Origin of the sequence: Amycolatopsis sp. NPDC052450 (genome assembly GCF_044547565.1) — a bacterium.
In the GTDB taxonomy this organism is placed as follows: domain Bacteria; phylum Actinomycetota; class Actinomycetes; order Mycobacteriales; family Pseudonocardiaceae; genus Amycolatopsis.
Map to the genome: position 1 here is coordinate 58480 of NZ_JBIUAQ010000026.1, position 20066 is coordinate 78545.

23 protein-coding genes are annotated in these 20066 nt (G+C 68.9%); 1 reads left to right on the plus strand and 22 read right to left on the minus strand.

The window, feature by feature from the left end:
- Positions 1 to 28: 28 nt before the first annotated feature.
- The 6 genes from ACIHAO_RS32235 to rpsB all read right to left on the minus strand — a co-directional run bounded on the left by ACIHAO_RS32235 (position 29) and on the right by rpsB (position 5784).
- Positions 29 to 1540, minus strand: coding sequence for a carboxylesterase/lipase family protein (locus tag ACIHAO_RS32235; RefSeq protein ID WP_396564334.1), 1512 nt, complete (start codon positions 1538 to 1540; stop codon positions 29 to 31).
- Between the two features lie 82 nt (positions 1541 to 1622).
- Complete coding sequence (locus ACIHAO_RS32240) at positions 1623 to 2537, minus strand: phosphatidate cytidylyltransferase (RefSeq protein ID WP_125792740.1); 915 nt, start codon at positions 2535 to 2537, stop codon at positions 1623 to 1625.
- The gene (frr, locus tag ACIHAO_RS32245; protein WP_125786495.1) at positions 2537 to 3094 is read right to left on the minus strand and encodes a ribosome recycling factor; all 558 of its coding nucleotides are present in this window, start codon (positions 3092 to 3094) and stop codon (positions 2537 to 2539) included. The genes ACIHAO_RS32240 and frr overlap by 1 nt, the downstream gene beginning before the upstream one ends.
- Before the next feature lie 51 nt (positions 3095 to 3145).
- Complete coding sequence (gene pyrH, locus ACIHAO_RS32250) at positions 3146 to 3889, minus strand: UMP kinase (RefSeq protein WP_005154669.1); 744 nt, start codon at positions 3887 to 3889, stop codon at positions 3146 to 3148.
- A gap of 92 nt (positions 3890 to 3981) precedes the next feature.
- A complete protein-coding gene (tsf, locus tag ACIHAO_RS32255) occupies positions 3982 to 4806 on the minus strand; it encodes a translation elongation factor Ts (RefSeq protein WP_396564231.1) in 825 nt (274 codons plus the stop codon).
- A gap of 93 nt (positions 4807 to 4899) precedes the next feature.
- Positions 4900 to 5784: a 30S ribosomal protein S2 gene (gene rpsB / locus ACIHAO_RS32260; RefSeq protein ID WP_396564233.1), complete on the minus strand. Its 885-nt coding sequence runs from the start codon at positions 5782 to 5784 to the stop codon at positions 4900 to 4902.
- Between the two features lie 382 nt (positions 5785 to 6166).
- Here rpsB and ACIHAO_RS32265 point away from each other — a divergent pair, with 382 nt between their 5' ends.
- The gene (locus tag ACIHAO_RS32265) at positions 6167 to 6772 is read left to right on the plus strand and encodes a murein hydrolase activator EnvC family protein (RefSeq protein ID WP_396564235.1); all 606 of its coding nucleotides are present in this window, start codon (positions 6167 to 6169) and stop codon (positions 6770 to 6772) included.
- Between the two features lie 441 nt (positions 6773 to 7213).
- Here the strand turns inward: ACIHAO_RS32265 and ACIHAO_RS32270 are convergent, their stop codons facing one another.
- The 16 genes from ACIHAO_RS32270 to ACIHAO_RS32345 all read right to left on the minus strand — a co-directional run bounded on the left by ACIHAO_RS32270 (position 7214) and on the right by ACIHAO_RS32345 (position 20066).
- On the minus strand, positions 7214 to 8062 hold the full coding sequence (locus tag ACIHAO_RS32270; RefSeq protein ID WP_125786499.1) for a FliA/WhiG family RNA polymerase sigma factor: 849 nt from the start codon (positions 8060 to 8062) through the stop codon (positions 7214 to 7216).
- 107 nt (positions 8063 to 8169) lie between these two features.
- Positions 8170 to 9165, minus strand: a complete 996-nt coding sequence (locus ACIHAO_RS32275) for a tyrosine recombinase XerC (protein WP_396564237.1) — start codon at positions 9163 to 9165, stop codon at positions 8170 to 8172.
- 105 nt (positions 9166 to 9270) lie between these two features.
- Complete coding sequence (dprA, locus tag ACIHAO_RS32280; protein ID WP_396564239.1) at positions 9271 to 10410, minus strand: DNA-processing protein DprA; 1140 nt, start codon at positions 10408 to 10410, stop codon at positions 9271 to 9273.
- A complete protein-coding gene (locus ACIHAO_RS32285) occupies positions 10407 to 11918 on the minus strand; it encodes a YifB family Mg chelatase-like AAA ATPase (protein ID WP_396564241.1) in 1512 nt (503 codons plus the stop codon). The genes dprA and ACIHAO_RS32285 overlap by 4 nt, the downstream gene beginning before the upstream one ends.
- Positions 11919 to 12305 carry a YraN family protein gene (locus tag ACIHAO_RS32290; RefSeq protein ID WP_396564243.1) on the minus strand — a complete coding sequence of 129 codons (387 nt, stop codon included), beginning with the start codon at positions 12303 to 12305 and terminating at the stop codon, positions 11919 to 11921. It abuts the gene before it with no gap.
- Between the two features lie 239 nt (positions 12306 to 12544).
- Positions 12545 to 12868, minus strand: coding sequence for a DUF2469 domain-containing protein (locus ACIHAO_RS32295; RefSeq protein WP_003096226.1), 324 nt, complete (start codon positions 12866 to 12868; stop codon positions 12545 to 12547).
- Complete coding sequence (locus ACIHAO_RS32300; protein WP_396564336.1) at positions 12865 to 13644, minus strand: ribonuclease HII; 780 nt, start codon at positions 13642 to 13644, stop codon at positions 12865 to 12867. Before ACIHAO_RS32300 ends, ACIHAO_RS32295 begins: the two co-directional genes overlap by 4 nt.
- 58 nt (positions 13645 to 13702) lie before the next feature.
- Entirely contained in the window at positions 13703 to 14632 is a 930-nt protein-coding gene (gene lepB, locus ACIHAO_RS32305; RefSeq protein WP_125792732.1) for a signal peptidase I, read from the minus strand.
- A 31-nt stretch (positions 14633 to 14663) separates the two neighbouring features.
- Entirely contained in the window at positions 14664 to 15032 is a 369-nt protein-coding gene (gene rplS, locus ACIHAO_RS32310; RefSeq protein ID WP_125792731.1) for a 50S ribosomal protein L19, read from the minus strand.
- Between the two features lie 159 nt (positions 15033 to 15191).
- On the minus strand, positions 15192 to 15956 hold the full coding sequence (trmD, locus tag ACIHAO_RS32315; RefSeq protein WP_396564246.1) for a tRNA (guanosine(37)-N1)-methyltransferase TrmD: 765 nt from the start codon (positions 15954 to 15956) through the stop codon (positions 15192 to 15194).
- Positions 15956 to 16468 carry a ribosome maturation factor RimM gene (gene rimM, locus ACIHAO_RS32320; RefSeq protein ID WP_396564248.1) on the minus strand — a complete coding sequence of 171 codons (513 nt, stop codon included), beginning with the start codon at positions 16466 to 16468 and terminating at the stop codon, positions 15956 to 15958. The genes trmD and rimM overlap by 1 nt, the downstream gene beginning before the upstream one ends.
- A gap of 24 nt (positions 16469 to 16492) precedes the next feature.
- Entirely contained in the window at positions 16493 to 16732 is a 240-nt protein-coding gene (locus ACIHAO_RS32325; protein WP_003103110.1) for an RNA-binding protein, read from the minus strand.
- Entirely contained in the window at positions 16729 to 17175 is a 447-nt protein-coding gene (gene rpsP, locus ACIHAO_RS32330; RefSeq protein ID WP_005154724.1) for a 30S ribosomal protein S16, read from the minus strand. Before rpsP ends, ACIHAO_RS32325 begins: the two co-directional genes overlap by 4 nt.
- Before the next feature lie 158 nt (positions 17176 to 17333).
- Complete coding sequence (locus ACIHAO_RS32335) at positions 17334 to 18140, minus strand: lysostaphin resistance A-like protein (RefSeq protein WP_396564251.1); 807 nt, start codon at positions 18138 to 18140, stop codon at positions 17334 to 17336.
- 57 nt (positions 18141 to 18197) lie between these two features.
- Positions 18198 to 18947: a lysostaphin resistance A-like protein gene (locus tag ACIHAO_RS32340; protein WP_396564338.1), complete on the minus strand. Its 750-nt coding sequence runs from the start codon at positions 18945 to 18947 to the stop codon at positions 18198 to 18200.
- A gap of 45 nt (positions 18948 to 18992) precedes the next feature.
- A complete protein-coding gene (locus ACIHAO_RS32345; RefSeq protein WP_396564253.1) occupies positions 18993 to 20066 on the minus strand; it encodes an amidohydrolase family protein in 1074 nt (357 codons plus the stop codon).

The window sequence follows — 20066 nt, forward strand, 5'->3', positions numbered from 1 at the left end:
GGGCGACGACGTCACCCCGGCTCTTTCGTCAGAGTCCCGCCCAGAACCCGCAGTCGTGCACGGCCGCGAGGTCGACCGGGCCGATCCGGCCCGGCGCCAGCGACTGCGTCCGCGGCGAGGGACGCCACTTCGGCAGTTCCCCACCGTTCGGATTCCCGGTTCGCGCGAACGCGGTCCAGTACTGAATCATTTGCGCCGCGAGTTCCTGCTGCGCGGGCGTCAATTTCGCCGGAAAGCCCGCCAAATCAGACAAATAAGCTAATTCGGATCCGTGTGCGGCCCCGGAACGCATTCCCGCCGGAGCGGGGAAAAGCGGCGGAGCGTCCCGGTCGGCGAACTCGTAGCCGAAGGTTCGGGTGCGCTCGCGCAGCAACCGTTCGGTCCCCACCTGCGGACAGCCCCAGATCCGGTCGGTCATCGCGTCCGCGAACGCCATCGCCGGGCCGCCGTGCTTCGCCGACGGGTACCGGGCGGCGACGAGCGGCGCCTTCTCCTTGAACGCGCTCCGCAGCAGCTCTTGGTAATGGTCCTCGGTGAACGGCTGCCCAGGGAACAGGGAGACGAACAGTCTCGCCTCGTCCCTGGTGACCCCTGTCAGCACCGGGACATGGGCGAAATGCCCCGCTTTCAGCGCGCCGGCCGGATGTTCGGGCAGCAGGCCGGTGCCGAACGCGGGCGTCCCGAGCGACTGGTTCACCAGATCCTTGGCCGGAAGCCGCCGCATGCAGGCGACATCGGCGCAGCCGAGTTTCGTGGCCCCTTCAGCACCGATCGCTTCGACATCGGCGCGGGGCAGGTACGGCGAGCCCGCGGGCACGCCGGGGAAGAACCCGCCGTCGGGCCAGGTCAGCGTGCACGGACCACTCTGGATGATCGCGCGGTGGAACAGCCCCGCGGCCGAAGGGGAGGCCAACTGGGCGCAAGTGCTCATCGCACCGGCGGATTCGCCGAACAACGTGACGTTCCGGGGATCTCCGCCGAAGGCACGCGCGTTGCGCTGCACCCAGCGAAGAGCGGCCTGCTGGTCCTGGAAGCCGAAAGCACCGGAGTCGCGGCCGAGTTCCGGATGCCCGAAGAAGCCGAACACACCCAGCCGGTAGTTCACGGTCACCACCACGACGTCCCCGCCGAGTGCCATACGCTTGAAGTCGTAGTCGCTGCCCGCACCCGAGGTGAAGCTGCCACCGTGCACCCAGACCATCACCGGACGCGGTTTGCGCGCCGGCCCCGCCGGGCTGATCACGTTGAGGTACAGGCAGTCCTCGGCGTCGCTCGCCGGCGAACCGAGGCCCGCTCCCTGTGCGCACCGAGGCCCCGGTTCGGTCGCGTCCCGCACGGCGGTCCACGGATCGGGGCTCCGCGGCGGCGCCCAGCGCAGGTCGCCCACCGGCGGTGCGGCGAACGGAATGCCTTGGAAACTCCGGTATTCGCCGGTACTCACGCCGCGAACGGGGCCGGAATCCGTGCGGACGACCGGGCTCGTGCCCGCTTCCGCCGCGGTCGTCGTCAGGGCGCCGAGCGTCACCACGCTCAGTGCCATGGCCAGAAGTCGCTTACTCATCCGTTGAGTGCGCATACTCCGACCTTGGCCCAGCGCTCCGGGCTTGTCACCCGCGTTTCGGCTAGACGGGGACGAACGCCGAGAGCAGCAGCCAGGAGACGACGGCCGAGGGGAGCAACGAATCGAGCCGGTCCATCAGCCCGCCGTGACCCGGCAGCATGTTCCCCATGTCCTTGACCCCGAGATCGCGTTTGATCAGGGACTCGACGAGATCGCCCAGCGTCGCCGTGCACACGATCGCCGCGCCGAACAGCACACCCTGCCAGGCATGGCCGTCGAGCAGCAGGCTCAGGGTCAGCGCGCCGGCGACCACACCGGCCACGAGCGAACCCGCGAAACCTTCCCAAGTCTTCTTCGGGCTGATGCTGGGCGCCATCGGATGCTTGCCACCCAGTACACCGGCGATGTAGCCGCCGGTGTCCGAAGCGACGACGCCGATCATGAACGCCAGCACCCGGCCGACGCCGTCCTCCGGCGGGACGAGCATCGCGGCGAAGGCACCGAAAAGCGGGATGTACGCGACGGCGAAAACAGACGCGCTGATGTCGCGCAAATAGCCGTCAGCGCCGCCGGGCAACCGCCACAGCAGACAGACGAGCACCGTCAGCACGAACGCCGTCAGCGCGCCTTCGCGGCCATACGGCCACGCCAGCCAGATCATCGCCTGACCGCCGACGAGCACCGGGACCAGCGCGATCCGGATGCCCGCCGCGCGCTTCAGTGCCCCGGCCAGCTCGATCGTGCCGACCGCGATCGCGATCGCGATGATGCCGATGAACAAAAAGCGGACGGTGAGCAGGGACGTGACGATCGCCGCCCCCAGCAGCAGCCCGACCCCGATCGCGGCGGGCAGGTTGCGGCCGGCGCGGGAAACCTTCTGCGCCGGTTCCGGCACGGTTTTGGAATCCGGCGCTGTGGCCGGAACCGGTTCCGGGTTTTCCACCCGGTCCTCGCGTTCCTCGCTCACCTGGCTCATCAGACCTCGAGTAGCTCGGCTTCCTTGTGTTTCACCAGCTCGTCGACCTTGTGGCTGTACGTGTCGGTGAGGTTCTGGAGTTCCTTCTCGGCGTGGACGACCTCGTCCTCGCCCGCCTCGCCGTCCTTCTTGATCCGGTCGAGCTCTTCCTTGGCCTTGCGGCGGACGCTGCGGATCGAGACGCGGGCGTCCTCACCCTTGGCCTTGGCGACCTTCACCATCTCCCGGCGGCGCTCTTCGGTGAGCTGCGGGATCACGATGCGGATCACGTTGCCGTCGTTGCTCGGGTTGACGCCGAGGTCCGACTCGCGGATCGCCTTCTCGATGGCGTTGAGCGAGGTCTGGTCGTAGGGCTTGATCAACGCCATCCGGGCTTCGGGGATGTTGACGCCCGCCAACTGGTTCAGCGGGGTCGGCGCGCCGTAGTAGTCGACGACAACGCGCGAGAACATCCCAGGGTGCGCCCGGCCGGTGCGTACCGACGACAGGTCCTCCTTGGCGACGGACACCGCTTTTTCCATCTTCTCCTCGGCGTCGAGGAGGGTCTCGTCGATCACGGCAACTCCCGTAGTTGTGTATTCGTACCGATTGCGAAGGTCAGGGCTGGACTACGCGGGCACCCCGTCGGCGGGGGTGTCGACCAGGGTGCCGATCCTCTCACCACTGACCGCGCGGGCGATGTTCCCCTCGGTGAGCAGATTGAACACGATGATCGGCATGTTGTTGTCCATGCACAGGCTGAACGCGGTGGCGTCGGCGACCTTGAGGTCCCGTTCCAGCACCTCGCGGTGGCTGATCTCGTGGAACATCTCGGCCGTCGGGTCGCTCTTCGGGTCCGCGGTGTAGACGCCGTCGACGGCCTTCGCCATCAAGACGGCTTCACAGCCGAGTTCGAGCGCGCGCTGCGCGGCGGCGGTGTCCGTCGAGAAGTACGGCATGCCGACCCCGGCGCCGAAGATGACGACGCGGCCCTTCTCCAGGTGGCGCTCGGCGCGGCGCGGGATGTACGGCTCGGCGACCTGCCCCATGGTGATGGCGGTCTGCACGCGCGTGGGCAGGCCCTCCTTCTCCAGGAAGTCCTGCAGCGCCAGGCAGTTCATGACGGTGCCGAGCATCGCCATGTAGTCCGCGCGGTCGCGGTCCATGCCGCGCTGCGACAGCTCCGCGCCGCGGAAGTAGTTGCCACCGCCGATCACGACGGCGATCTGCACGCCCGTCCGCGCGACGTCGGCGATCTGCTGAGCGACCGAGTGCACCACATCCGGATCAACCCCGATGGAACCGCCGCCGAACATCTCGCCGCCCAGCTTCAGCAGCACCCGCCGGTATCCGCCTTCGACCCGGACACCCATGTCGCCCTCCCTAATGCTCTGAACCCGACTGTGCCCCGTCCCCGATGGACGGAGACGGGGCACAGTGGTGATTCTTGTGTTCCGCGCCTGGATCAGGCCTGGCCGACCTCGAACCGGGCGAACCGGCTCACGGTCACGCCGGCCTCGTCGAGCAGGGCCTTGACGGTCTTCTTGTTGTCCTTGACCGACGGCTGCTCGAGCAGGACGTTGTCCTTGTAGTACGCGTTGACCTTGCCCTCGATGATCTTGGGCATGGCCTGCTCCGGCTTGCCCTCTTCGCGGGCGGTCGCCTCGGCGACGCGACGCTCGTTCTCGACGATCTCGGCCGGGACCTCTTCGCGGGTGAGGTACTTGGCCTTGAGCGCGGCGACCTGCATGGCGGCGCCACGAGCGGCCTCGGCGGCGGCCTCGCCCTCACCGGTGTACTCGATGAGCACGCCGACGGCGGGCGGGAGGTCGGCACCGCGACGGTGCAGGTACGTGGTGGTGGTGCCCTCGTAGGCGGCGACACGGCGCAGCTCAAGCTTCTCACCGATGCGGGCGGCCAGCTCCTGGACCTGCTCGTCGACGGTCTTGCCGTCGAGCGAGGCGGCCTTCAGCTTCTCGACGTCGCTGGTCTTCTCGGCCTTCGCGACCTCGACGATCTTCGCGGCCAGGGCCTGGAAGTCCTCGTTCTTCGCGACGAAGTCGGTCTCGGAGTCGAGCTCGATCAGCACGCCGCCTTCACCGGCGACGAGGCCCTCGGCGGTGGCGCGCTCGGCGCGCTTGCCGACGTCCTTCGCGCCCTTGATGCGCAGGAACTCGACGGCCTTGTCGAAGTCGCCGTCGTTCTCTTCCAGCGCCTTCTTGCAGTTCATCATGCCGGAGCCGGTCAGCTCGCGGAGACGCTTCACGTCTGCGGCGGTGTAGTTCGCCATCGTGGGTGTGTCCGTCCTTTTTCAGGTACGAGAAAAGTCTTTGGGGAAGTCACCCGTGGGGCCGCCCGGAGGCGGCCCCACGGGCTGGATGCATCAGGAGGAGGCGGTGGCCTGCTCGGCCGGAGCCTCGGCGGGGGCCTCGGTCGGCGCCTCGGTCGCGGCGGCCGCTTCCTTGGCGTCCGCGGCGGCGGTCTCGGAGCCGGCGAGCAGCTCCTTCTCCCACTCGGCCAGCGGCTCGTCCGTGGCGACGCCGGCCTCGGGCTTGGCGTCGGCGGAGGAACCGTTGCGGCTGGAACGGGCCATCAGACCGGCGGCGGCGGCCTCGGCCACGACCTTGGTCAGCAGCGCGGCCGAACGGATCGCGTCGTCGTTACCCGGAATCGGGTAGTCGACCTCGTCCGGGTCGCAGTTGGTGTCCAGGATCGCGACGACCGGGATGTTCAGCTTACGAGCCTCGCCGACGGCGATGTGCTCCTTCTTCGTGTCGACGATCCACACGATGCTCGGCACCTTGGCCATGTCGCGGATACCGCCGAGGGTCTTCTCGAGCTTGTCCTTCTCACGGGTGAGCGTGAGGATCTCGCGCTTGGTCAGCCCGGCGAAACCACCGGTCTGCTCCTGCGACTCGAGCTCCTTCAGGCGGAGAAGACGCTTGTGCACCGTCTGGAAGTTGGTGAGCATGCCGCCGAGCCAGCGCTGGTTCACGTAGGGCATGCCCACGCGCGAGGCCTCGGAGGCGATGGCTTCCTGAGCCTGCTTCTTCGTGCCGACGAACATGATGGTGCCGCCGTGCGCGACGGTTTCCTTGATGAACTCGTACGCACGGTCGATGTACGTCAGCGTCTGCTGCAGGTCGATGATGTAGATGCCATTGCGCTCGGTGAAGATGTAGCGCTTCATCTTCGGGTTCCACCGACGAGTCTGGTGCCCGAAGTGCACGCCGCTGTCGAGCAGCTGCTTCATGGTGACGACGGCCATTGCCGGAATCAACCTCTTCTGTGTCGTGCGCGCCCGGCTCCGCCGGGACGCGCTTACTCGGTTCGTCGCTCTCGGCCGGGTGGCCGATCGCCCTGGTGCCGATGCTCGGGCCCGGACCCGGGAGTGAAGTGATTCCAGGGACCGCCGGGCCGTGTGCCCCCGGCTGTCCTGACCCTCCGTGAGGAGATCGGCCATCGGGGGCGCGCACGTGCACGCGAAGTCAGTCCGCTGACGCGGACCGCGCAAAAGAGTCTACTCCCTGTCGCCACCGGGTACCGCACCGGCAGCCCCTGATGAGAGGGGTTGTCCACAACCACCCCGGTTATCCACAGATTTCACCAGCCCGCCCCAGCCACCCCACCTCTCCCCCAGCCTGGAACACATGACGATGACGAGCTGTTCCCGCCCTGTCACCAGGCATTCCTTCGCGATCGACCGCACCGGCGGCAGGCACCGCCGCCCGGGGCACCCTCGACGCCTTCCCCGTCTCACGATCCTCGCGACCGTGCTCGCGATCTTCGCGTCGGCGGCGATGCCGGGGACGGCCAGAGGCGCGCCCACACCGCAAGGACGCCTCTCTTGGCCGCTTTCCCCGGCACCGAGCGTCACCAGGTACTTCGAGCCGCCCTCGACGCCGTACGGCCCCGGTCACCGAGGCGTCGACCTCGCCGCGGCACCGGGCACGAACGTGCTCGCGGCCGCCGAAGGGGTGGTGATGTTCGCCGGCCAGGTGGCGGGCCGCGGGGTGGTTTCGATCGATCACGACGGAGGTCTGCGCACCACCTACCAACCACTCGCCCCGGCCGTCACCGCGGGTGACCAGGTCTACCGGGGCCAAGTGCTCGGAACACTCGCGGCCGGCCATCCGGGCTGTCCGGAGCCGGCGTGCCTGCATTTCGGCGTCCGGAAGGGCGAGGAGTACGTCGATCCACTCGCCCTGATCGGCGACCCGTCCGAGATCCGCCTCAAACCGTGGGAAGGAGACTGACCCGACCGCTGCCGACCGCTTCGGAAGGTCCGTGCCCGCGATCTGGCTCCGTCCTGGCTTGGCCTGCTTGCTCTTGCCGCTTTCTCCGGCAGATGGCGCGATTCGCGTGTCCGGGCGCGGGACTCGCGTGATGGGAGACCGAACACGTGTGACTGGGGAGCGAACACACCGGGACCGGACTCCGCACCGCGTGATCCGGCTCCACACACGTGACTTCCGGCTGGAGCCACGCTCCGTCCCGCTGAACACACGCGCCGTCCGCCCAGACACACGTGTCGTCCGGCTGGACACACGTGTCGTCCGCCCAGACACACGTGTCGTCCGGCTGAACACACGTTGTCGTCCGGCGGGACACACGTGTCGTTTCGCAGCCCGCCCGAAGCGAACCGGCGAACCTGGACAGGCGGCGGCTCGGCTGAGGGTCGCGGACCAGGACGGTGGCTAGGCTTGCTCGACCAGTTTGGCGCGCAGCCGCATGACGGCGCGAGTGTGCAGCTGGCTGACTCGCGATTCGGTGACGCCGAGGACCTTGCCGATCTCGGCGAGCGTCAGGCTCTCGAAGTAGTAGAGGCCGACCACGATCCGGTCGCGTTCGGTGAGCTGGGCGATGGCCTGCGCCAGCTGGCGGCGATTGTCCTGGTCGACCAGGACGGCCACCGGGTCGACGGCGCCGTCGTCGGGCAGGGTGTCGACCAGCGAGCCGCTGTCCTTGCCGGCGGCGACCAGGTCTTCCAGCGCGATGACGCTGGTCAGTTGCATCTGGCCGTAGAACTCGCGCAGATCGTCGACGCTGATTTCGAGCTCGGCCGCCAATTCGGCGTCGGTCGGGGTGCGGTTCAGCCGGGCGCCGAGACGTTCCAGGGCACGCTCGGCCTCACGGGCCTTGCTGCGCACCGCCCGGGGAACCCAGTCCTGGGAGCGCAGGTCGTCGAGGATCGCGCCGCGGATGCGCTGCATGGCGTAGGTCTCGAACCGCAGGCCCCTGGCGGGTTCGAACTTCTCGATCGCGTCGACCAGGCCGAAGATCCCGGACTGGATCAGGTCGCCGACGTCGACATGGGTCGGCAGCCCGGTGCCGACCCGGCCCGCGACGTACTTGACGAGCGGGGCGTAGTGCAGCACGAGCCGGTCGCGCACCATCTGGTCCGGCGACTCGGTGAACTCCCGCCACAAGGCCTGGATCCCGGCGTCCACTTCGTAACTGGTCCGCGCTTCGGGCGCGACGGCAGGACCGTCGCCGCCGGGACGGTGCTTCCCGGCGGCTTCGGTGACATGTGGGTCGGCGGTCATCGGACCGCCGTTCTCAGCATGCGACTCAGAGTGGTCTCCGTGCTCGTGCGGATGCGCGTGCGCCGTCGGTTCGGGCTGCCGGGTCTCCTGCCGAGTCCTCCCCGGCATCATCGGGCCCGGGGGTGCGCGCGGTCGTGGATCGCCTTCAGCCGATCGACGGTCACATGAGTGTAGAGCTGCGTCGTAGCCAGCGTAGCGTGACCAAGCAGTTCCTGAACGCTCCGAAGATCGGCGCCGCCTTCGAGCAGATGAGTGGCTGCCGAATGCCTCAGGCCGTGCGGCCCCATGTCGTTCGCGCCCGGCACCGAGCCGACGGCGTCGTGGACGACCCGGCGGGCCGCCCGCGGATCGAGTCTGCCGCCTCGCGCCCCCAGGAAGAGCGCCGCTTGCGCCGGCCCGTTCGTCTCGACTGCGAGCTTTCCCCTGCCCTCGTCCAGCCACAGCCTCAAGGCCGCTTCGGCGGGGACACCGAACGGCACGACACGTTCCTTGCCGCCCTTGCCCAGCACGAGCACGACCCTGCGGGAGAAGTCGACGTCACCCACATCCAGCCCGCACAGTTCCGAGACCCGCACTCCGGTCGCGTAGAGCAGTTCCACGATGGCACTGTCCCTCAAAGCCACCGGGTCGCGCTGTTCGGCACCGGCGGCTGAGAAGCGCATGACGTCGCTGGCCTGCTCCGCTCGCAGGACCCCGGGGAGCTTGCGGTGCGCGCGTGGCGCCACCAGCCGTCCGCCCGGATCCGACGCGAGCGCCCCACCTCGGTGGGCCCACGCGGTGAAGGTGCGGGCCGCCGCCGCTCGCCGGGCGAGAGTCGTCCGGCTGGCCCCTTCCTCGCGTTGCCGGGCGAGCCAGCCCCGCAGTGTCCCGATGTCGAGATCGGAGAACCGGCCGCCGTTCCCGTCCACGAAACCCATCAGCGACACCACGTCGCCGAGGTAGGCGCGCACCGTATGCGCGGACAGCCCGCGTTCCAGCGAAAGATGCCGCTCGTAGTCGTCGATCAGCTTCCGGACAGGCTCCGGCAGCGCGGCACGGGCGGCGCGCAGATCGGGTCTGCGGGCGCGTTTCCCCGTGCCGTGAGGACCTTCGGTCGACGGCATGCCGATCACGCTGCGCGATGTACGGCGGATGGTCAAGTATCGCCGCACCCTGTTGCGGTGTCCGTGGTCGGATCGTGCCGGGATGGCGTCTCAGGTGTAGGCCAGTCAGGTCTTGGCGGCCCGTCTTCGCCACCCTGCGTCACTCCTTTCCGCGAAGCCGTCGAGTTCCAGTTCCGGAAGGAGCGAGCGGACACGCTCGACCGGGATCCCGGACTCGGCCGCGATCCGTTCCTCGAGTCTCGCTGACCGGTCGGACAGCGCGTCGTGCACTCGCAGCGCCTCCGGCCCGAGCCGATCGGTGTGGCGGTGAGGTTTCGACGGATCCGCGCCCGCCGACCCCAGCCGTCCGGCGGTTTCGAGGATCTCGTCGACCGAGGACACCAACGTGGCCTCACCTTCGCGGATCAGCGCGTGACACCCCGCGGACATCCCCGACGACACCGGCCCCGGCATGGCCATCACGACCTTGCCGAGCGTCCCTGCCGTGGTCGCGGTGTTCCGCGCACCGCTGCGCCTGCCCGCCTCGACCACGACGGTCCCTTCCGTGAGCGCCGCGATGAGCCTGTTCCGCACGAGGAAACGATGCCTCGCGGGTGAGGTGCCCGGCGGGTACTCGCTGACCACCGCGCCGGTCTTCGCGATGGAGCGCAACAAGGTCGCGTGCTGTGCCGGATAGCCGACGTCGACCCCGCAGCCGAGCAGGGCGACCGTCGTCCCGTCCGCGCTCAACGCGCCTCGGTGGGCCGCGCCGTCGATGCCGTACGCCGCCCCCGAGAACACCGGGATCCCCCGGCTCGCGAGGTGATAGCCCACCTCGGCCGCGTTGTGCTCGCCGTACCCGGTCGCCGCGCGGGCACCGACTACCGCGATCGCCTGGTCCACGGCCTCGTCGAGCCTGGCCGGACCGCGTACCCACAGCGCCGGCGGAGGTGCCACACCGGAGACGCCCCTGCGCTGGGCCACGGCCAGGGAAAGCAACGGCCAGGCCGGCCATTCGTCGTCTTCCGGGATGACGAGCCGGGCCTCACCGGCTGCCGCGCGCTCCAGATCCCGCTCCGCGTAGTCGTGCGCCCGCCTCGCGGACGTCTCGTCGCGCACCTTCGGTGGGCACTCGGCACGCCTCACTCGTTCCGCGGCGACGACAGGGCCGTGTTCATCGACGAAGCGGGCCAATGCGGGCGCCGGAGGCTCGGCGACGCGCAAAAGGTACGACCGCGCGATCCGCTCGGCTTCGAATTCACTCATCCGGATGACCTCTCCCGGAAGTTCAGGGCCGCCGCGACCTCGTCCGCCTCCGGCTTGTCGGCCCCCTTCAAATCGGCGAGGGTCCAAGCGATGCGAAGGCAGCGGTCCGCGCCGCGCGCGGTGATCGCCCCGCGTTCCAACGCGCGGTCCAGCAGCGCCGTGACCTGCGGGGGAAGGGCGAATTCGCGACGCAGCGCCGGACCCGGCACCTCCGCGTTCGTCAGCCAGCCCTGTTCCGCCCAGCGTTTTCCGGCCCGCTCGCGGGCTTCCAGGACCCGTTCCCGGACGGCCGCCGACGCTTCGGGCGGCTCGCTCAGGTGCGCGCTGAGCGCGGAAAGCGGGCGCAGCCCGACCCGCAGATCCACCCGATCGAGTAAGGGTCCGGACAACCGGCCCAAGTACCGCCTTCGTACGGTCGCCGAACACGTGCAGTCGGCGTCTTTCGCCGGGGCGCAAGGACAAGGATTGGTCGCCAGCACCAGCTGGAAGCGTGCCGGATACCGCACCGAGCCCTTGACCCTCGCGATGCGTACTTCACCCTCTTCGAGCACCGTGCGCAGCGACTCCAGCCGTTCCGGGCCGAATTCGCACACTTCGTCGAGGAACAGGATCCCCCGGTGTGCCCGGCTGATGGCGCCGGGCACGGCCAGTCCGCTGCCACCGCCGATCAGCGCGGGCACGCTGATCGAATGATGCGGCGCGACGAACGGCGGCACGGTGACCAGCGGTTCGGACCGCGACAGCGATCCGTCGATCGAGTGAACCGCTGTCACCTCCAACGACTCCTCGGCGGACAGGCGCGGGAGGAGGCCGGGAAGGCGTTTCGCGAGCATCGTCTTGCCCACTCCGGGAGGACCGGTCATGAGCAGGTGATGACCACCCGCCGCGGCCACCTCCAAGGCCCATCGCGCTTCCGGTTGTCCCACGACGTCGGCGAGGTCGGGTACCCGCGGCGGCTCCTGGACGACGGCCGGCTCGGGCCGGGTGAGCTCGCCTTCGCCCTTGAGCCAATCCACGAATTCACTCAGCCGGGCTACCCCGCCGACCTCCAGCCCGTCCACGAGAGCCGCTTCGAACAGTGACTCGGCGGGGACGACCGCCCGCCGGTACCCGGCATTGCGCGCCGCCAGCAACCCCGGCAGTACGCCGCGGACGGCCCGCACCCGGCCGTCGAGGGCGAGTTCGCCGAGCAGCACGGTGTTGAGCAGCTTGGTGGCCGGGACCGACCCCGTCGCGGCCAGGATCGCGGCCGCGATGCCCAGGTCGTAACCCGATCCCACTTTCGGCAGGTTCGCCGGGGAAAGGCCGAGGATCACCCTCTCGTCCGGCCACGTCCGCCCCGAATTCCGGACGGCCGAGCGGACCCTGTCCTTGGCTTCTTTCAGCCCGGTGTCGGGCAACCCGACCATCGTCACCTTCGGCGAGCCGCCGCCGATGTCGGCCTCGATCTCGATCATCCTGCCCTCGACGCCGAGCAGCGCGACGGACCAGGCTTTCGCCAGCGCCATTCAGAACGCCGCCTTGATATGGCGCACCTGCGGCCGGGCGTCGGGCCGGGCGACGATCGCGATGATGTCGTAGCGGACCGGGCACCAGCGGAGCATGAAAGCGCGCTGCCACTGGTGCGCGAGACGGCGGATACGGTCGGCCTTGTGCGGGGTCACCGCCTCGGCGGGAGTGCCGAAGCCGACTCCCGTCCTCGTCTTCACCTCGCAGAAGATCAGGCGTTTCTTGTCGGTCGCGACGAGATCCAGCTCGCCGTCACGGCACCGCCAGTTGCGGCTCAGTACGACGTAGCCCGCCTTCTCCAGATGCCGGACCGCCAGTTCCTCGCCCCACCGGCCCAGCTCGATGTGCGGTGCCCCGGCGGACGGCTGTTCTGCCGTGTTCATCATCTCGATCCCCCTCAGCGATCGTCACAGTGCGTGTGCGATCAACGCTGCCAGGGTGAGCGGGTCCCGGACAGGCCCGATTCCGGCGCCTGTGGACAACTGGGGTGTTGTGGATGGTTCGGCCGTCGTGGAGGCTCACCGGACGGAATCGTCGGTGATCTGTGCTAGGCGCCCCGCGAATACATGAAGGCCCCCTTCACGTGCCTGAACACGATGAAGGGGGCCTTCAGTAGTTCTGAAAATCAGCCGGAGAACGGCCCGTCTTCCGGCAATCGGAGATCCGGCTTGTCGAGTTCCTCGACGTTGACGTCCTTGAACGTGATGACCCGGACGTGCTTGACGAACCGTGCGGGCCGGTACATGTCCCAGACCCACGCGTCGGACATGCGGACCTCGAAGTACACCTCACCGCCGCCGTCGCGCACCTGCACGTCGACGGCGTTGGCCAGATAGAACCGCCGCTCGGTCTCCACCACGTACGAGAATTGGCCGACTATGTCGCGATACTCGCGGTAAAGCGAGAGCTCCATCTCGGTCTCGTACTTCTCGAGATCCTCTGCGCTCATGAAATCCGCGCCCCTCCTCGCGATTTTGCTGCTGCTCCAGCGGCGGAGCGTTCATTGTTACCCACGTACGGGCCGAGGGCACGTATCGGCACGCTCGGGTTTTCCAGTGCCGCGACGGTGAGCACGACCGGGTGAGGCGGCCGCACCCGGTGCGCGGCGGCCGCGGTGGCCACGTTCGCGTACGACCAGCGATGGACCGGACTCGGACCGTGAGTGTTCAGCGCGGCGCTGTGGTCGGTGGTGCTGTACCCCTTGTGCACGTCGAAGCCGTAATGCGGGTGGACGTCGTGCAGGTCGCCCATGATCCGGTCGCGGGTGACCTTGGCCAGTACGGACGCCGCCGCCACGCATGCGACGGCCTTGTCCCCCTTGATCACGGGGATGCTCGGGGCGGGCAGCCCGGAGACGCGGAATCCGTCGGTCAGGACGTAGCCCGGCGTGGTCCGCAGCGCCGAAACCGCACGTCGCATGCCTTCGAGGTTCATGACGTGGATGCCGAACAGGTCGACCTCGGGCGCCGGGATGACGATGACCGAGTAGTCGACGGCACGCTGGACGACCCGGTCGTAAACCCGGTCGCGGGCCTTGGCCGTGAGCACCTTCGAATCGGTGAGCTCGGGCAGCCGCGCGGCGTCGCCGGGGCGCAGCACGCAGGCGGCCACGACGAGCGGGCCGGCGCAAGCGCCGCGCCCTGCCTCGTCGACACCGGCGACGGGCCCGAGGCCCCGCCGGTCCAGCGCACCCTGCAACCCCCAGAAGAGGTCGCCACGCACCACTGCCCGCGGCGGCCGAAGCGGCTCGGCCGGTGTGAGCGGTACAGGAACTCTCAAGGCCTTACCGCCTCCGGTCGACCGCCTTGCGCACTCCGGACGACATTCGCCTGCCGAGGAAGACCACGGGCCACGCTGCGGCGACACCGACGCCCAGGGGGAGACCCTGCTGCCAGGCGGGCGCACCGAGCGCCAGCGGCTGGGCGTTCGCCTGCGGGTTGTGGTCCGAAACGCCGCCCCAGCGGCCGGGCGGGAGCACGATGACGCGCGCCTTGCCGATGATGTTGTCGACCGGTACGGCGCCGTTGACGCCACCGCCGCCCTGGAAGCGGGAGTCGCTCGAGTTGTTGCGGTTGTCGCCCATCACCCAGACGTATCCGGCGGGCACCTTGACCGGCTCGAACGTCTTCTCGGTGGGCGCCATGCCCTCTTCCCAGTGGACGTACGGCTCGTCGAGCGCCTTGCCGTCCACGACCACGCGGTTGTTGTCGCAACACTGCACCGTCTGGCCGCCGACCGCGATGATCCGCTTGACGAAGTCGCGCTCGTCCGGCGGCGCGAACCCGATCAGGGAACCCAGCGCGCGGAAGCCACTGACGAAGATGTTGCTGGACTCCGGCGTGTCGATCTCGCCCGCCCACGCCGGCGGTCCCTTGAAGACCACCACGTCGCCGGGACCGGGATCGGTGAAGTCGTACGTGATCCGGTCGACCAGGATCCGGTCGCCCGTGCATCCCGCGCAGCCGTGCAGAGTGGACTCCATGGACCCCGAGGGGATCATGTAGACCTTGGCGAGGAACTGCTGGATCAAGATCGTCAGCACGAGCGCGACGACGATCAGGATCGGCAGTTCCTTCCAGAACGACCGCTTCTTGTTGACCTTGCCGAATTTCTTGGACCCGGACCGGCCCCGGCGGGAGGCCCTGGTCGGGCGCTCCTCTTCGGGGCGATCGGGCTCATCTTCGGACGTGTTCTGAGACACGGGTTCGACCACGACGCCAGGTTACCTGTAACCGCGAGGCTACTCAGGAAGCGGAGGTCTTCTCGCGGTTTTCGCGGCGTTCCTTGATCTTGGCGGCCTTGCCGCGCAGCTCGCGGAGGTAGTACAGCTTCGCCCGGCGGACGTCGCCGCGCTTGTAGACCTCGACCTCGGCGATGTTCGGCGAGTGCACCGGGAAGGTGCGCTCCACGCCGATGCCGAACGACACCTTGCGGACCGTGAAGGTCTCGCGGATGCCGCCGCCCTGGCGACGCAGCACGACGCCCTGGAAGATCTGGTTACGCTCGCGGTTGCCCTCGATGACGCGGACGTGAACCTTGAGCGTGTCGCCCGGTCGGAAGTCCGGGATGTCGGAACGCAGTGACTGCGCATCCAGCGCGTCCAGGGTGTTCATCGGTGGTCCGTCCTCGTCTTCGTATGGCTTACGTGCAGCTTGGGCGCGCAGTATCGGGACTGCGACCTACCCGGGGGCTGATGGCGTTCCGGTGTACGGCGCCGACTCGAAAGCCGCGCGTCCACTCACGCCAACCTGTCAAGTATTGCAGACCAGGACTCAGGCGCTTGACCCGGCCTGGCCGGTGTCCTCGCGCAACCGCTCGAGGACCCCGAGATCGTGCTTGTCGAGACTACCTTCCGGCAGTTGCCCGATCAGTTCGGGTCTGCGCCGGACGGTGCGTTCCAGCGCCTGGTCACGGCGCCAGCGGTCGATCAGCGCGTGGTTCCCCGAACGCAGGACTTCCGGCACGGCCAGGTCCCGCCAGACCTCCGGCCGGGTGTAGCTGGGGCCTTCGAGCAGGCCGTCGGAGAACGAGTCCTCCTCGGCGGAGCGGGCGTTGCCGAGGACGCCGGGCAGCAGCCGGACGACGGCCTCGACCATCACCAGCACCGCGGCCTCGCCGCCGACCAGCACGTAGTCGCCGATCGAAACCTCGTCGACGGGCATCCGCTTCGCGGCGTCGTCGATCACCCGCTGGTCGATGCCCTCGTAGCGGCCGCACGCGAACACGAGGTGCTCCTCGGCGGCGTACTGGTGGGCCATTGCCTGGGTGAACGGCCGTCCGGCGGGAGTGGGGACCACGAGGCGGGTGTTCTCGCCGCAGACGTCGTCCAGGGCGGGGCCCCAGATCTGCGGTTTCATCACCATTCCCGGCCCACCGCCGTACGGCGCGTCGTCGACCGCGCGGTGGACGTCGTGCGTCCAGTTCCGCAGGTCGTGCACGCCGACCTCGATGAGGCCGCGGTCGATCGCGCGGCCGAGCAGCGCGGCGCGGAGCGGGTCGAGGTATTCGGGGAAGATCGTGACGACGTCGAGGCGCATCAGGCGTCCAGCAGGCCTTCCGGCGGGTCGAGGACCACACGGCCGCCCGCGACGTCGACCGCCGGGACGATCGCCTTCACGAACGGCACCAGCACCTCGCGTCCGTCGTGTTCGATCGACAGCAGTTCCCCGGCGGGCGAATGCACGATTTCGAGCACCTTGCCGAGGACGGTGCCGTCGGCGAGTTCGGCCCGCAGGCCTTCGAGTTCGTGGTCGTAGAACTCGTCGGGGTCTTCGGTCGGCGGCAGCGTCGAGGTGTCGGCGATCAGCAGCGCGCCGCGGAGGGTTTCCGCGACGTCCCTGGTCAGCACCTCTTCGAAACGCACCAGCAGCCGCCCGCTGTGTTCGCGGGCGGCTGCGATGGTGAGGTTTCTGCTGCTGCCGTCACGCAGCTTCGTCGTGACGGCCGAACCGACCGCGAACCGCTGTTCCGGCGAGTCCGTGCGCACGTCCACCGCGAGTTCCCCGCGGATTCCGTGCGCCTTGGCGATCCGGCCTACTACGACGTCCATCCCGATGTGTTCCTGTGTCCTTGGTCAGCGATCGGTGTCGACGACGTCCACACGGACGCCGCGGCCACCGATGCCGCCCATGACGGTGCGCAGGGCGGTCGCGGTACGACCGCCCCGGCCGATCACCTTGCCGAGATCGTCGGGGTGCACGTGCACCTCGAGCGTGCGGCCACGGCGAGTGGTCAGCAGCTCGACCCGGACCTCGTCCGGGTTGTCGACGATCCCGCGCACCAGGTGCTCGAGGGAGTCAGCGAGGAAACTCACGCCTCGGCCTTGTCACCCTCGGCGGCCTCGGCCTTGTCGGCTTCGGCCTTCTTCGGGGCGGACTTCTTCTTCGGCGTGGTGGCCTCGGCGGAGGCCGAGTCACCGGCGGCGGCGAGCGCGGCGTTGAACAGGTCCTGCTTCGACGGCTTCGGCTCGGCGACCTTCAGGGTGCCCTCGGCGCCCGGCAGACCCTTGAACTTCTGCCAGTCACCGGTGATCTCGAGGATGCGCTGGACCGGCTCGGTCGGCTGGGCGCCGACGGACAGCCAGTGCTGGGCACGCTCGGTGTCGACCTCGATGAAGCTGGGCTCTTCCTTCGGGTGGTACTTGCCGATCGTCTCGATGGCCTTGCCATCACGGCGAGTGCGCGCGTCGGCGACGATGATGCGGTAGTACGGCGCACGGATCTTGCCGAGACGCTGCAGCTTGATCTTGACGGCCACGGGTGTGGGTACTCCTCAGTTCTCTCTGATGCAGGTGGAAGGCGTGCGCCGGCCGAGTGGGGAACGGCTGCGCACACCCGAAGGTCCGAAGCTCGGGCGCGGTGAGAGGGTCCGGCCAAAGCAGGCAAGCGTACATTCTGCCAGACGCCGGCGGGCCGTCAGAACGCGGCTATCCCGAGCGAGGCGAGCAGGATCGTCACGGCCGGGAGGAAGTTGTTCACCTGATGGGCGACGACGCTGCCGAGCAGCCGTCCGGTGAACACCCTGGCGAGCCCGATCGGGATCGCGATCACCAGCAGCAGCGTGGTGCGCAGCGGCTCGAGGTGGCTCGCCGCGAAAACGGCCGTGGAGACCAGGAACGCCGCGATCCTCCCCCAGCGTTCGGTGCGCCACGTCAGCCGTTCCACCGCGCCCCACAGCAGGCCGCGGTAGATGATCTCCTCGCAGATCGGCCCGACCAGCCACAGGTAGATGAACATGACGATGGCGGCCGAGACCGACATCCGCCGGTCTTCCACGAGCGCGCTGATCGCCGAGGTCGCGTTCTCGTTGCCGACGACCTGCGTCCAGACGTAGGCGGCGAGCGAGGTGAACCCGAGCCCGAGCACACCGAGCTTGAGCCCGATTTTGACGTCGGCCCAGCTCCAGCCGATCCGCAGGTCGACGAACGGGCCGTTGCCACGCAGCCGGGTGATCAGCAGCGCGACCCCGGCGGCGATCATCGTCGGCACCATGGTGCCCAGCAGCACCATGCGCATCGGCAGTGGCTGGCCGGGCTGGACGTCGCCGAGCAGGACGCTGATGAACGCCGCCGAAGCCAGGAGGACGGCTTCCACCAAGAGGAAGGCCCCGAATCCCCAGCGATGCGACGGTGGCGTGTCGAGCGCGGCCACCTCACCTCCGGCAGGTAGTTCGCCCGGCGGCGCGGCCTCGGGGATCGGCTCCCTGGGCTGAGATACGGTCACGCCGATCCTCCGGTGATCGTTCGGTTACTCAAAGACTCTAACCGCCTTGACGGGCGATCACCTCGCCGCGAAGAGCAATACAGCCGGTGGGAGGTTGTTGGCCGCGTGCGCGATGACGGACGCGCTCACCCGTCCGGAAAGATAACGGGCGAGGCCGATGGCGATGCCTTGGCCGAACAGCGCGATCGTGCGCGCGGCTTCCCCATGCAGCTGGGCGAAAACCAGCGCGGTGACCAGCAGGATCACCCACGAGGGCAGGCGGTGGAAACCCATCGCGTTCCACAGGGTGCCGCGGAAGAGCAGTTCTTCGGTGACCGGGGCGGCGAGGACGACGATGACCGCGGCCAGCACCAGCCAGACCGTGTCGCCTTCGGTGGTGCCGGACAGTTCGGTGATCGGGCCGGGCGAGACGTCGGAAAAGGTCCTGTCGTCGCTGTCGGTCCCGTAGACGGCGAGCAGGAGCAGGTTGAGGAGGTAGCCGGCGGCGAGCGCGGCCGCTCCGCAGGCGAGCCCGATCCGGACGTCGCGCCAAGTGGGTTTGAGCCCGAAGTCTTCGCGAAGCCCCTGTCCCCAGAGGCGGGAGCCGACCGCCGGGCCGAGACCGAGTACGAGGGTCGGCAGGAACGCGAGGATCAGCAGCGGGCCGACGTCACGGAGTTCGAGAGGGTCGTAGCCGCCGAAGCGGCCTGACATCAAGAAGCTCATGATGAGCGTGACGAGGTGGTATCCGGCGATGCCCGCGAAGAACGCTACGAAGCCCCAGTGCGCTCCGAGCACCAGACGCTCGCGAGCCTGCCCGTCGTCCACCACGCCTCCACGCTAAGTGCCGCTCCGGTCACCGATGGAGTCGGGTCAGGCGTAGATCCTGCCACGCAGGACGATATGACTCGGATGCCGCAGCACCGCGAGATCCTCACGCGGGTCGGCCGGGTAGACGAGCAGATCGGCCGAAGCGCCGTCGACGATTCCGGGCACGCCCAGCCATTCGCGGGCCGCCCACGAAGCCGAAGCCAGCGCCTGTTCGGCGGACATGCCCGCTTTGTGGAGTGCCTCGATCTCGTCGACGAGCCTGCCGTGTTCGACCATGCCGCCCGCGTCGCTTCCGGCGTACACCCGCACGCCCGCCTCGATCGCCGTCGACACCATCTCCCCCACGCCGGCGTGCAGCGCCCGCATGTGGTCGGCGTACACCGGGTATTTGCCCGCCTTGTCGGCGATCCCGGGGAAGTTCTCGATGTTGATCAGGGTCGGCACGAGCGCGATCCCGCGTTCGGCGAGGACGTCCAGCTGGTCCGGGAGGAGTTCCGTGCCGTGTTCGAGGCAGTCGATCCCCGCGTCGATCAGTCCCGGCAACGCGGCCTGGCCGAATACGTGCGCCGTCACCTTGGCACCCGCGGCGTGCGCGACGGCGATGGCTTCGGCGAGGACGTCGTCGGGCCACAGCGGCGCGAGATCGCCGGCACCGCGGTCGATCCAGTCGCCGACGAGTTTGACCCAGCCGTCGCCGTCGCGGGCCTGTTCGGCGACCGCCTTCGGCAGTTCGGCAGGGTCTTCGAGTTCGATGCCGAGGCCGGGGATGTAGCGCTTGCGCAGGGCGAGATGCCGTCCGGCGCGGATGATCCGCGGCAGATCGGCACGCTCCTGCAGCGGCCGGACGTCGATCGGCAGCCCGCAGTCACGGATCAGCAGCGTCCCGGCGTCGCGATCGGTGATCGCCTGTTCGGCGGCCTCTTCGAGGGTGGTGGCGCCGCCGACCCCGATGCCGGGGTGACAATGCGCGTCGACCAGCCCGGGAACGAGAAAGCCTTCCCGGACCACGGTTTCCGCTCCGGCGACCGGCTCGGTGGTGATCCGGCCGCCGGTGACCCACAGCTCACGGTGCTCGCCGTCCGGCAGGACGACGCCGGCCAGGTGCAGCGCCTCCAC

What these genes read in the sequence shown, in the direction of transcription:
- ACIHAO_RS32235 (WP_396564334.1), bottom strand. Translation starts at nt 1,540, where the DNA reads ATGGCACTGAGCGTGGTGACGCTCGGCGCCCTGACGACGACCGCGGCG.
- ACIHAO_RS32240 (WP_125792740.1), bottom strand. Translation starts at nt 2,537, where the DNA reads ATGAGCCAGGTGAGCGAGGAACGCGAGGACCGGGTGGAAAACCCGGAA.
- pyrH (WP_005154669.1), bottom strand. Translation starts at nt 3,889, where the DNA reads ATGGGTGTCCGGGTCGAAGGCGGATACCGGCGGGTGCTGCTGAAGCTG.
- tsf (WP_396564231.1), bottom strand. Translation starts at nt 4,806, where the DNA reads ATGGCGAACTACACCGCCGCAGACGTGAAGCGTCTCCGCGAGCTGACC.
- rpsB (WP_396564233.1), bottom strand. Translation starts at nt 5,784, where the DNA reads ATGGCCGTCGTCACCATGAAGCAGCTGCTCGACAGCGGCGTGCACTTC.
- ACIHAO_RS32265 (WP_396564235.1), top strand. Translation starts at nt 6,167, where the DNA reads ATGACGATGACGAGCTGTTCCCGCCCTGTCACCAGGCATTCCTTCGCG.
- ACIHAO_RS32270 (WP_125786499.1), bottom strand. Translation starts at nt 8,062, where the DNA reads ATGACCGCCGACCCACATGTCACCGAAGCCGCCGGGAAGCACCGTCCC.
- ACIHAO_RS32275 (WP_396564237.1), bottom strand. Translation starts at nt 9,165, where the DNA reads ATGCCGTCGACCGAAGGTCCTCACGGCACGGGGAAACGCGCCCGCAGA.
- dprA (WP_396564239.1), bottom strand. Translation starts at nt 10,410, where the DNA reads ATGAGTGAATTCGAAGCCGAGCGGATCGCGCGGTCGTACCTTTTGCGC.
- ACIHAO_RS32285 (WP_396564241.1), bottom strand. Translation starts at nt 11,918, where the DNA reads ATGGCGCTGGCGAAAGCCTGGTCCGTCGCGCTGCTCGGCGTCGAGGGC.
- ACIHAO_RS32290 (WP_396564243.1), bottom strand. Translation starts at nt 12,305, where the DNA reads ATGATGAACACGGCAGAACAGCCGTCCGCCGGGGCACCGCACATCGAG.
- ACIHAO_RS32295 (WP_003096226.1), bottom strand. Translation starts at nt 12,868, where the DNA reads ATGAGCGCAGAGGATCTCGAGAAGTACGAGACCGAGATGGAGCTCTCG.
- rplS (WP_125792731.1), bottom strand. Translation starts at nt 15,032, where the DNA reads ATGAACACCCTGGACGCGCTGGATGCGCAGTCACTGCGTTCCGACATC.
- trmD (WP_396564246.1), bottom strand. Translation starts at nt 15,956, where the DNA reads ATGCGCCTCGACGTCGTCACGATCTTCCCCGAATACCTCGACCCGCTC.
- rimM (WP_396564248.1), bottom strand. Translation starts at nt 16,468, where the DNA reads ATGGACGTCGTAGTAGGCCGGATCGCCAAGGCGCACGGAATCCGCGGG.